Below are 12134 nucleotides of genomic sequence, written 5' to 3' on the forward strand. Positions count from 1 at the left end.
AGTAAACCGTTCTTTGCCGTATTGCAAACCGTGATCCAAAACCTCTGCGGGTGAAGCCGCCCGATCATTCGGGCAAACACATCTGTTAAAAGCTGTGTTGGAGTGTGAGCGTCGGCTAGGTCGTGCTCGCCATGGTGAGCAGGTTCAGCGGGTCATCATCATCACCGGCAAATCGTTATGGATTAGCAGCGAAAATCAGTTGGATGATTAGGCTGAAATGGGGCGGCCTAGCGACTGCCTTTAAAAACCATAACAGATGTTTCGCCGTCTTGGGTCAGGCTGCAAGCCACGGCGGCCGTGGTTTGCAGTGTTTAAAAAGGTCGCAGGTAAGGTAGCGAGGGGGTTACGCGGCATTCGTAAAAATGTGTAATTTTTTTTGAACAGATGATTTTTTCAGGGTTTTTATTGATTGACTGTTCAGTCTAAAAAAGAAAATAGAGTAATCAGTCGCGGGAAGAAAACACCAGACATTCGCCGAAAAAGGACAGCTGCTCGGCTGCGAATTGTGGGTAAGCTGGCGTGTTGGTTCACGGCTATTTTTGAGCCGATTGTGCTGATTTTCGAGTGGTTGTCATTGGGCATTGCGACGTCTTTTTTGCACTGTAATTGAGGTCGTTGCGCGCGCCATATCGGCCTGGCTGAATGCATAGAACAAGGGCAAATGGCCGAGGTTAAGTGAGCGTTTGAGGTCAATGCCTTGCTCAGCGCATGGGCTAAAAAGAGGCTGCTTAAATGTGGCGTCCAAACCGGAGCACGCTGGCAATCGGCCGATATTTCATCAATGCGGCAAAAACGTACGCCGCTGTTCATCTAAACTGGCTTCATTGATGGTGTTTTTGTCTTTAAGCGAGTGCCGTTTATGCTCAAGTGCATTGCTGTAACCAACCTGCGTATTGGCATGTTCATCCACGAATTCTGTGGTGCGTGGATGGATCACCCGTTTTGGAAGTCCAAGTTCCTGCTGAAAACCGAGAAGGACTTACAGCGCATCACATCCAGCAGCATCACCGAGCTGTGGATCGATACCAGCAAGGGCTTGGATGTTGAGGCTGGAGTTGCCAGCGTCAGCACGGAGGCGATCGCGGCAGAGGCTGAGTCAACCTTATTGGCTGCGGTGCAAAGCCCGCCGATTAATCTAGCTGTCTCCATGGAAAGCGAGTTGCAGCGTGCCGCCAAGCTCTGTGCACGCTCCAAAGAGGCCGTTATCAGCATGTTCGGCGATGCGCGCATGGGCCAAGCGCTGCACTTTGAGCAGGCGGGCGAGTTGGTTGAAGCCATTTCTGATTCGGTTATGCGCCACCCCAATGCCCTGATCAGCTTGGCCCGCCTGAAAAACGCTGACGAATACACCTATATGCACTCAGTGGCCGTGTGCGCACTGATGATTGCCTTGGCGCGTAACCTCGGCCTTAACGACAGCCAAGTGCGCGAAGCCGGGCTGGCCGGGTTGCTGCACGACATTGGCAAAATGGCGATTCCCGATGTTGTGCTCAATAAGCCTGGCAAGTTGACTGACAGTGAGTTTGCCACGGTGCGCGACCACCCTGAAGCGGGCTCACGCATGCTGATTGAGAGTAAGCAGGTCAGTGCGCTGGTGCTGGATGTGTGCCTGCACCACCACGAGAAAATGGACGGCAGTGGCTATCCGCATCGCCTCGCCGGCGAGCAAATCAGCCTCTATGCGCGCATGGGCGCCGTGTGCGATGTGTATGACGCGATCACCTCTGATCGGCCTTACAAAAAAGGCTGGGACCCCGCGGAGTCGATCCGCAAAATGGCCGAATGGAAGGGCCATTTCGATCCGTTGGTGTTTCAGGCCTTTATCAAAACCGTGGGTATTTACCCGACAGGTTCCCTAGTGCGTCTGGAAAGCGGACGCATTGGCGTGGTGATGGAGCAACAGGCTAAGTCCTTGCTCGCACCCAAGGTCAAAATATTCTTTTCGGCCAAATCGAAGACTCAAATCCCACAGGAAATTCTCGACCTGAGCAAGCTGGTCGGGCGAGACAAAATCGTTGGCCGTGAGTCCGCGGAAGAGTGGGGCTTTCGCAATGTCGACGAACTCTGGACAGGTCTTTAAGCCCTAGCTGATTAGGGCGGGCTCAGGGACTCCTCGGTCAGGCAGCGCATCCCCATCTATGCTCATCATTCATTGCAAGCGTCGCTCAGGCGTGTTTATTGCTAGCTCTCGCTATAAGTTTTGTTCTGGCGCAGCGCTGAAGTTGCTGGGTTTCATAGATTGAGGTGTATATGGCGGGTGTACTTAAGCCGGGTGTGAGGCTGCTGGAGCGTTTCAGCTTTGCCCGCAAGTTTCAGTTGGTGTTTGTGCTATTTGCCTTGCCGCTGAGTTTTTCGGCCTGGGTCATCAGCAGTAATTACCTGGATCAACTCACGTTTATCGACCATGAGTTGGAGGGGATTAATGCCCTAGAGGGCATGACAGGTGTGCAGCAGACGTTGATTGAGCAGCGCACGTTACTGTCACGCTGGAAGGGCACCGATAAAGCCGCTGAAGCCGAACTGCGCGCTGATGCCGCGAGCCTTGGCAGTGCCTTGCAGGCGCTGGAGTCGCGGCTTAAATCCGCGCTATTTAGCGATCAAGCGCGCCAGCATTGGCAAGGTCTTAACGCCGGGCAGGTTGAACTGAGTGCGGATGCGCTGGGCAAGTTGGCGTTGCCTGATGCACTCGAGCGTTACCAAAAGAATCTGCTTGGCTTGCTCGTCCTACGTGAGCAAGTGGCCACCGACAGCGGCTTGATTCTCGACCCGCACCTCGATACGTACCTAATGATGGAGCAGCTGACCTACACCTTACCGCGCTTGCTGAATCAGTTAGGCAGCTTTGCCAGTCAAGGTTATGGCGCAGTGGTGTCGCAGCACTTCACTTTGCAGAGCCGGGTGCTGATCCGTGATTTGCGCCGCAGCCTGGATGAGTCGCGCAGTCAGTTGCTCAAGGCGCAATCAACCCTCAGCCAAGAAGCGCCTGAGGCCATGCGCCAATTGCAGCAACCCTATGTTGACGCGCTGGAGGGCTATGACGCCTTTTTGGCTGGGATTGATCGCGACATGTTCGAGGCCAGCCCGATGACCTTGACCCCGCAGCAGTTCGTGCAACGCATTGATACCCTGCAGGGCCAGTTGCAGAATTTACAGGCGGCTTTGTACCGGCAGTTTGGCGTGAGCCTCGGAGAGTATCGCCAGACGGCTATGAGCGGCATGATCAATACGATCGGGGTATTCAGCCTACTGACGCTGCTGGCGCTGTATGTTTTGTTCTGTCTGAATGCCTCAATCCGCCGTGGCACCGCTGGGATCATCCAGGCTGCCGAAGGCCTGCGTGATGGCGACCTGCGCGTGCGGATGGACGTGTATGGCGCTGATGATTTGGCCAGTATCGCCACGGCGCTTAATGTGGCGGTCGATCAGCTGCGCGGCTCTATGCAGGGGGTCAATCAACAGAGCCAGCAATTGGCCGGTACCGTGCAGGTGCTTACCGGTGAGGCACGCAATGCTTTGCTGTCGGTTGAGCAACAGCAGGCACAAATGAGCCAGATTGCTGCCGCCGCAACGCAAATGGCAGCCACTGCGCAAAGTGTGGCGCAGAGCTGCGAGCAGGCAGCCGTGGAGGCTAACCAAACCCGGGACATTGCAAAGCAAAGCAACCAGCGCAGCGCCCGCACCAGTGAAAGTATGCGCCTGCTCAGCACTCGCCTGGGCGACAGCGCTTCGACCTTGCAGCAATTGCGTACCCAGACTGAGCAAATCACCCGCGTGGTGGATGTGATCAAGGGCATTGCCGAACAGACCAACTTGCTGGCGCTGAATGCCGCCATCGAAGCGGCCCGAGCAGGCGACCAAGGCCGCGGCTTTGCGGTGGTTGCAGATGAGGTGCGTTCATTGTCGCAACGCACACAAAACTCCACCGCGGAAATTGCCGAAACGGTGGCCAACCTGCACCGCGTGGTCGGCCAGTCGGTCACGCAGATGGAGGATGCCGTGCGTCAGGCCGAGGGCGATGTCGGCAGTGTATTGGCCATGGGTGATGACCTAAGTGCCATTGTTGAGTCCGTGCAATTAGTCACGGATCGGCTGGCGCAGATCGCCACTGCTGCCGAGCAACAGGCCGCTACGGCCGATGAAGTCAGCGGCAATATCCAGCAGGTTGATCAGGCCGCCAGTGCCCTACTCGAAGGTGCGCAGGCGGTGAGTAACGCCGCTGAACAGCTGCGTCAGGGCAGCCAGGTGCTGGAGCAAAATACCGCACGCTTTAAGCTGGATTGAGCGGCTGTCTACGATTTACTGCGCATCGACCCTGCTGCTTTAAAAGTAGCTAGGTAGGGTGGGTTAACGGCGCAAAGCACTGTGCTTGGGCGTAGCCGCCGAGGCCGAGCGCCGCGTAACTCACCGGTATGATAGCTTTGCGCTCCGCTGCGGTGGGTTACGGCACATTCACATCCGCACAACCTTTTAGCCCCTAGCCCGGATGCAATCCGGGGATATCTGCCCCAGCCACCATTCCCGGATTCCATCCGGGCTACAAGAGGCTGTGCATTCGGCCTTTCGGCTTGCCCTTGACGCTGGCAGCGGCCTGCCGCAGGCTCCTCGCCGAGTTGCCCAGAGCAGGACGCCCATGCCGCACATTCTGATTGTCGAAGACGAAGCTGCCATCGCCGACACCCTGATTTTCGCCCTGCAAAGTGAGGGTTTCACCACCACATGGCTAAGTTTGGCTGAGCAAGCGCTGGCTGAGCAGCAGCGTAACCCTGCCGATTTGTTGATTCTCGATGTTGGCCTGCCAGATATCAGTGGCTTTGAAGCGTGCAAGCGCCTGCGGCGTTTCTCTGATGTGCCGGTGATTTTCCTCACCGCGCGCAGTGAGGAAATCGATCGTGTGGTGGGCCTGGAAATCGGCGCTGACGATTACGTGGTCAAGCCCTTTAGCCCGCGCGAGGTGGCAGCGCGGGTCAAGGCCATCCTCAAGCGCATGACGCCGCGCGAAGGGCCTGCTGCGCCGCCCAGTCAAGGTCCGTTCCAGGTGGATAGCGAGCGCGTGCAAATTCACTATCACGGCCAGTTGCTGAGCCTGACTCGCCATGAGTTCCGCTTATTGCAAAGCCTGCTGGCGCAGCCCGAACGTGTGTTCTCGCGTGAGCAGTTGCTTGATGGTCTTGGCGTCGCTGCAGATGCCGGCTATGAGCGCAGCATCGACAGCCATATCAAAAGCCTTCGGGCTAAATTGCGGCAAGTCAGCAGCGCGGCCGAGCCCATTCAGACCCATCGCGGCCTCGGTTACAGCTACTCACCGAGGCACGCCTGATGCCGCTCGGGATTCGTATCTTTCTGGTGTATTTCCTCTTCGTTGGCCTGGCCGGCTGGTTTGTCCTGAGCACCGTGATGGATGAAATCCGTCCCGGCGTGCGCCAGTCCACTGAGGAAACCTTGGTGGACACCGCCAACCTGCTGGCAGAAATCCTGCGTGATGAAGTCAAGGCCGGCCAGCTACAGCAAAGCCGTTTGCCTGAATTGTTACGCGCCTATGGCCAGCGCAAGCCGCACGCGCAGATCTGGGGCGTGGAAAAAACCCAAGTTAACCACCGCATCTATGTCACAGACGCCAAGGGCATCGTCCTTCTAGATTCCACGGGCACGGCGGTCGGCCAGGACTATTCACGTTGGAACGATGTGTTACGCACCCTGCGCGGTGAGTACGGCGCGCGCTCAACCAAAGAAGACCTCAGCGACCCCGATTCCTCAGTGATGTATGTGGCCGCGCCGATCATGGACGGCGCGCGGATTATCGGTGTGGTCTCGGTGGCTAAGCCCAACCGCACCTTGCAGCCTTATATCGAGCGCTCCGAGCAGCGTCTGGCCTGGCTTGGCGGCGGGCTGATTGTGCTCGGTTTGCTCATTGGTGCGCTGTTGTCTTGGTGGCTAAGTGCTGCGCTGCGCACGCTCACCCGTTATGCCCAGGCAGTCAGTGCCGGGCAGCGCGCCGAGTTGCCGAGCGTGCGCGGTGGTGAGCTGGCGCAACTGGCTGAGGCCATCGAGCACATGCGCACTGAGCTTGAAGGCAAAGCCTATGTCGAGCGCTACGTGCACACCCTGACCCATGAGCTGAAAAGCCCGCTGGCGGCGATTCGTGGCGCGGCGGAGTTACTGGAGCGTGAAATGCCGGCTGCGCAGCGCCAGCGCTTCGTCGCCAATATTGATCAGGAAAGTGCGCGTATGCAGCAGCTGATCGAGCGCCTGCTGCACTTAGCTCAGGTTGAGCAGCGCCAAGGTTTAGAGGAGCACGTGGCGGTGCCGCTGGGTGTTTTAGTCGACGCCTTATTACACGCCCAGATGGCGCGCATCGAAGCGGCACATATAAAGATTGAAAACCACATCGCGTCTGGATTGAGTGCCTGCGGTGAAGCGTTTCTGCTGCGCCAGGCCGTGGCCAATCTGCTCGATAATGCCTTGGACTTCACCCCCTATGGCGGCCTGATTCGCTTTAGTGCCGAACGCCTAGATGGGCACATTGAGTTGCGCGTGTTTAACCAGGCTGAGTCGATCCCTGATTACGCCTTGGCCCGGCTAAGCGAGCGTTTCTATTCGCTGCCGCGGCCCGGCAGTGGTCGTAAAAGCACGGGTTTGGGGCTTAATTTTGTTGAAGAAGTGATGCAGCTGCATGGTGGTGCATTGCACATTATCAATGTCGAGGGCGGGGTCGAGGCGTGCGTGTGTTTGCCGCTGTTCGTGGCCCGCTAACGTGCTGTTGGCACCGACCTTGCTGGGTTGCAAGGGTTGCACTGAATTCGCGCAAGTGCTCTGATCAAGCCAGCCGGTTGGCTGGCAATGCGTGTCCCGCGCACTATCCTCATCACCTAATAAGAAACCGAGCAGGAGCTGCTGCATGAAATCAGTTGCCGAGATTCTCCGCACCAAGCCACAGGCCGCCGTGTATAGCGTTGAACCGACTACCACGGTGCTTGAGGCAATCAAGCTAATGGCCGAAAAGGGCATCGGTGCGCTGGTGGTGTTGGATAAGGGCCGCCTGGCTGGGATCGTTAGTGAGCGTGACTACGCGCGAAAGGTGGTGCTGCTGGAGCGCTCCGCGTCTGACATTAGCATCAGCGAAATTATGACAGCAGATGTCTTGACCGTCGGCCCCAGCGACACCTCGCGGTACTGCATGCAGCTGATGACTGACCGCCACCTGCGCCATTTGCCGGTGTTGGCCGAAGGTCAGCTGATAGGCCTGCTGTCGATCGGCGACTTGGTCAAACACACCATCGCTGATCAAGCCAGTTTGATCCAGCAACTGGAACAATACATTCGCGGCGAATAGTCGCGTTGTAGCGACTGCTTAACTTAGACGCCAGTAGCATGGGGTGAGGTTTTGCAGGGGGTCGTGTCCGGTTGCTTTAGGCCTTAAAACTCGGTGGGTGGATAATTCTCTGTGGCCTGAGCGTGGCGCGCATACTGGCGACTCCATAATCCACAGGTGACGACCATGACCCTTGCCCTTACCCCGCTGCTTTCGCTGATCGCCGGTATTCTGATTTTGGCAGTGCCGCGTCTACTCAATTACATCGTGGCGATTTATCTGATTGTGGTGGGCTTGGTCGGCATATTCGGCACGGGTACCCTGCGTATCTAACCGCGCATGCAGCGTCGGGCAATCCGGCGCTGCAGAGTTTAGCAACGCGAGCGCAATCACCTAAGCAGCAGTTTTGCTCAGCGGCACAGCGCTCACATGCGGTTGATTGCCTGATTCTCCACAGACTCTCCACACGCCCTGCATAAAGCCCCCACACCTGCCGCCCAGACTCTGCCTACCTAAACCGTATCGGAGAGTTGCACCATGAACCGCATTCTGGGCTTTAAGCTGGGCGCGATTGCCTTGCTGATTCTGCTGTTGTTAATTCCGCTGTCGATGATCGGCGGCCTGGTCAGTGAGCGGCAATATCAGCGCGCCGAGGTGTTGCAGGATATCGCGCGCAGCTCCAGTTACCGCCAGCAACTCACCGGGCCAATTCTGGTGATGCCCTACACCAAGGTCTGGAACCAGTGGAAAACCCACCCTAAGACCGGCGAGCGTTACCTGGAAGAGCAGAAGAGTCGTGGTCGCCTGTACTTCCTGCCGGAGCGCTTTGTGCTCAATGGCCACGTCGCCACCGAGGAGCGTGCACGCGGCATCTACAAGGCACTGCTGTACCGCAGCGACAATCAAATCAGTGGTGCCTTCAAGCTGCCGGTGCGTCTGGGGTTGGGCGATGAGCTGGGGCTGTATCAATTTGATCAGCCCTTCCTTTCAGTCGGCATCAGCGATATTCGTGGCATCAGTAATGACCTGCAGTTGCGCTTCAACGGTATGAACCTGAGCTTTGCACCCGGCAGCGCCGAGGAGCGTTTCGGTGCCGGCGTGCATGCGCCATTACCCGCGCTAAACAGCCAGGGCGGGCAACCGCTGGAATTTGCCTTCGACCTCAAGCTGCAAGGCACTGAGCAGTTGAGCATCACCCCGGTGGGCCGCGACAGCCGCGTTGAGCTGACCTCCAGCTGGCCGCACCCAAGCTTTATTGGTGAGTACCTGCCCAGCAGCCGTGACGTGTCGGCGCAAGGTTTTAAGGCGCAGTGGCAGACCAGTTTCTTCGCCACCAACCTGGAAGAGGCACTGACCGATTGTGTGCGGGGTGACAGCTGCAATGCACTGACCGCACGCAATTTTGGCGTGAGCTTTGTCGACCCGGTGGATCAGTACCTAAAAACCGAGCGGGCCATCAAATACGCGCTGCTATTTATCGGCCTGACCTTCGCCGTGTTCTTTCTCTTTGAGGTGCTCAAGCGTATGGCCGTGCACCCCGTGCAATACGCATTAGTGGGTATGTCGCTGGCGCTGTTTTACCTGCTGTTGCTGTCGCTCTCCGAGCATCTGAGCTTTGCCTTGGCCTACGGCATTGCGGCGACGGTTTGCGTATTGCTAATCGGTTTCTACGTCAGTCATGTACTGCACAGCGCCATTCGCGGCGCAGGCTTCGCCACGTTGCTGGCGTTGCTCTACGGCATGTTGTTCGGTTTGCTCGGGGCCGAGGATTACGCCCTGCTGATGGGCTCGGCGCTGGTGTTTGGCGTGCTCGCCGGGGTGATGGTGCTAACGCGCAAACTCGACTGGTACGGCGTGGGTAAAGCCAGCGCGGCCAATAGCCTTTGATCAATCCGGGTGCCGCTTAGGCGGCGTCCGTCTTAGAGAGATAATCATGGTGCGTTTATTTATGCAGTTTTCCGCGTGTTTCGTCTTGGGTCTGGTCGTCGCCTTGTTGTTGCTACTGGGCCTGATGTTCGGCGGCCAGTTCGATCTTATTAAAGGCCTGCAGCTGAGCGGTCAGCCGCTCGCGCAATTAAGTCTGTTGGTAGTGCCTGAGCCTTTCTGGAATGGCCTCACTGGCTTGAGCAACGCCGTACACAACCATGCGCTGCAATCCTTTCTTAGCTTATGTACCGCGCTTGGGCAGATCGGCCTACTGCTGGCCGCCGGTTTCTTTCGCCTGTGGTATGGACGATGAGCGGGCACATTGGTTTGCGTGAAGAGATGAGCGCAGGGCGTGTATTAGCCCAGCAGATTGCCCAGCTGTTTGCTCGGTCAAGCCAGCCCTTGCGCCCTGCCTATAGCCCGTTGGCAGCCGCTGAAAACCCTCCGGACCGGGTGACTTAACGGGGATTTTTTGGCGGGGGCTGCGCTGAGCTCAAGCGCCTGCCCACACAAGGCCATTCGCAGCAAAAGCTTTTGTAGGCAGTCATTATCTTCGGGGGTGTGTGCGAAGTTCTGCCCGCCTGCAGTGGCGCGGACCTTAGACCATGGTGGGGTGCTTGAACAGAAAAGCCAACGAGGCGGCGCGGCATGCTTGCCGGCTAAGGCCTGGAGCGGTCTTGCAAAACCACGTAAGCCAGCTAATACCAATGTCTAGCTGTCGGCGTGTAGTGACCTGCTGCTAGCTTGAGCCCGTACGAAAATAACAATAACCGGAGAAGTTTATGACTTCTGAGAAAGATAACGCTGCAGCGTACTGGAAGGCGAATGTTCGGCTGATCACCTGGAGCCTGGTTGTCTGGGCGCTGGTGTCTTACGGCTTTGCCATCCTTCTTCGACCCATGCTGGCAGGTATTGCTGTCGGGGGTACCGACCTTGGTTTCTGGTTTGCCCAGCAAGGTTCGATCATCACCTTTATCGTGATCATCTTCTTCTATGCCTGGAAGATGAACAAACTCGATAAACAATTCGGTGTCGAGGAATAACCCATGAGCCAGTTTGTAATCAATATGCTGTTTGTGGGTGCCTCCTTTGCGCTCTATTTCGGCATCGCCATCTGGGCCCGTGCCGGCTCAACCAAAGAATTCTATGTCGCTGGTGGCGGTGTTCACCCCATCACCAATGGCATGGCCACTGCGGCTGACTGGATGTCGGCCGCTTCGTTTATTTCCATGGCCGGCCTGATCGCCGCGGGTGGTTATGCCAACTCAACGTTCCTGATGGGCTGGACCGGTGGCTATGTGCTGCTGGCCATGCTGCTGGCGCCTTACTTGCGTAAGTTCGGTAAGTTCACCGTGCCAGATTTCATCGGTGATCGCTTCTACAGCAACGGTGCACGTCTAGCTGCTGTGGTCTGCCTGATCATCATCTGCGTCACTTACGTGATCGGTCAGATGGCCGGTGCTGGCGTGGCGTTCTCGCGCTTCCTTGAAGTGAGTAACTCCACTGGCATCTGGATCGCGGCTGGCGTGGTGTTCTGCTACGCGGTGTTCGGCGGCATGAAGGGCATCACCTACACCCAGGTTGCTCAGTACGTGGTGTTGATCATCGCCTACACGATTCCGGCGGTTTTCATCTCCTTGCAACTGACCGGCAATCCGATTCCGATGTTCGGCATGTTCAGTGAGCATACGGAGTCAGGTATGCCACTGCTGCAGAAGCTCAATGAAGTGGTTATGGAATTGGGCTTCACCTCTTACACCGGTGATATCAGCAGCAAGCTGAATATGGTGCTGTTCACCCTGTCGCTGATGATTGGTACGGCCGGTCTGCCGCACGTCATTATTCGCTTCTTCACTGTACCGAAAGTGGCTGATGCTCGTTGGTCTGCCGGTTGGACGCTGATCTTCATCGCCTTGCTCTATCTCACGGCGCCTGCTGTGGCATCGATGGCGCGTCTGAACCTGCTGACGACTGTTTACCCGCAGGGTGCTGAGGCTCCAGCCTTGGCGTATGCAGAGCGTCCGGAGTGGGTGAAAACGTGGGAAACCACCGGTTTGATCCAGTGGGAAGATAAGAACAGCGACGGTCTTATCCAGCTATACAACGATGCGGCTCCAGCCTTTACTGCAACCGCTGAAGCACGTGGCTGGAAGGGCAACGAGTTGGTGGTTAACAACGACATTTTGGTTCTGGCTAACCCAGAGATTGCCAACTTGCCGAGCTGGGTTATTGGTCTGATTGCAGCGGGTGCCATCGCCGCGGCTCTGTCGACGGCGGCAGGTTTGTTGCTGGCGATCTCGTCGGCGATTAGTCATGACCTGATCAAGAATATGATCAATCCGAAAATCAGTGAGAAGGGGGAAATGCGCGCTGCGCGAATTTCCATGGCGGTGGCGATCCTGTTGGCCACATGGCTTGGGCTTAATCCGCCAGGCTTTGCCGCCCAGGTGGTGGCATTGGCCTTCGGTATCGCGGCGGCTACGTTGTTCCCGGCGTTGATGATGGGCATCTTCTCCAAGCGGGTAAATGACAAGGGGGCCATTGCCGGCATGCTGGTCGGTCTGGTGTTCACCGTGATCTACATATTCCTGTACTTGGGTTGGTTCTTTATTCCGGGCACGGCGACCTTCGCCAACACTCCGGATAACTGGCTGTTCGGCATCTCGCCGCTGTCCATCGGCACGGTCGGTGCGGTGATCAACTTTGCAGTCGCCTACGGCGTGTCTCTGGCTACCGCTGCGCCACCCCAAGAAATTCAAGACTTGGTGGAAAGCGTGCGGACACCAAAAGGTGCTGGCGGCGCTATCAGTCACTAAGCATAATCCGGCCTGACTCAGTGATTGGGTCAGGGTCTTACTAGCGGGCCTCCTTGGGAGGCCCGTTTTATTTGCGGTCATCC

At 57.1% G+C, this 12134-nt stretch carries 10 protein-coding genes; all 10 read left to right on the top strand.

Annotation, left to right across the window (positions count from 1 at the left end):
* Positions 1-859 precede the first annotated feature (859 nt).
* Complete coding sequence (locus tag WF513_RS01670; protein WP_339081025.1) at positions 860-2080, top strand: HD-GYP domain-containing protein; 1221 nt, start codon at positions 860-862, stop codon at positions 2078-2080.
* Positions 2081-2250: 170 nt separating this feature from the next.
* Positions 2251-4281, top strand: a complete 2031-nt coding sequence (locus WF513_RS01675; protein WP_339081026.1) for a methyl-accepting chemotaxis protein — start codon at positions 2251-2253, stop codon at positions 4279-4281.
* Between the two features lie 349 nt (positions 4282-4630).
* Positions 4631-5317, top strand: a complete 687-nt coding sequence (creB, locus tag WF513_RS01680; protein WP_339081027.1) for a two-component system response regulator CreB — start codon at positions 4631-4633, stop codon at positions 5315-5317.
* On the top strand, positions 5317-6750 hold the full coding sequence (creC, locus tag WF513_RS01685) for a two-component system sensor histidine kinase CreC (RefSeq protein WP_339081028.1): 1434 nt from the start codon (positions 5317-5319) through the stop codon (positions 6748-6750). Before creB ends, creC begins: the two co-directional genes overlap by 1 nt.
* 145 nt (positions 6751-6895) lie before the next feature.
* Entirely contained in the window at positions 6896-7330 is a 435-nt protein-coding gene (locus WF513_RS01690; RefSeq protein WP_339081029.1) for a CBS domain-containing protein, read from the top strand.
* A gap of 165 nt (positions 7331-7495) precedes the next feature.
* On the top strand, positions 7496-7642 hold the full coding sequence (locus WF513_RS01695; protein ID WP_339081030.1) for a DUF3096 domain-containing protein: 147 nt from the start codon (positions 7496-7498) through the stop codon (positions 7640-7642).
* Positions 7643-7846: 204 nt separating this feature from the next.
* Positions 7847-9196, top strand: a complete 1350-nt coding sequence (creD, locus tag WF513_RS01700) for a cell envelope integrity protein CreD (protein ID WP_339081031.1) — start codon at positions 7847-7849, stop codon at positions 9194-9196.
* 46 nt (positions 9197-9242) lie between these two features.
* Positions 9243-9548 (top strand): hypothetical protein, encoded by a 306-nt coding sequence (locus WF513_RS01705; RefSeq protein ID WP_339081032.1) that lies wholly within the window; start codon positions 9243-9245, stop codon positions 9546-9548.
* Between the two features lie 469 nt (positions 9549-10017).
* The gene (locus WF513_RS01710; RefSeq protein ID WP_339081033.1) at positions 10018-10278 is read left to right on the top strand and encodes a DUF4212 domain-containing protein; all 261 of its coding nucleotides are present in this window, start codon (positions 10018-10020) and stop codon (positions 10276-10278) included.
* A 3-nt stretch (positions 10279-10281) separates the two neighbouring features.
* Entirely contained in the window at positions 10282-12051 is a 1770-nt protein-coding gene (locus tag WF513_RS01715; RefSeq protein ID WP_339081034.1) for a sodium:solute symporter family protein, read from the top strand.
* The last annotated feature ends 83 nt before the right edge of the window (positions 12052-12134 follow it).

The sequence above is a fragment of the Pseudomonas sp. TMP9 genome (assembly GCF_037943105.1).
In the GTDB taxonomy this organism is placed as follows: domain Bacteria; phylum Pseudomonadota; class Gammaproteobacteria; order Pseudomonadales; family Pseudomonadaceae; genus Aquipseudomonas.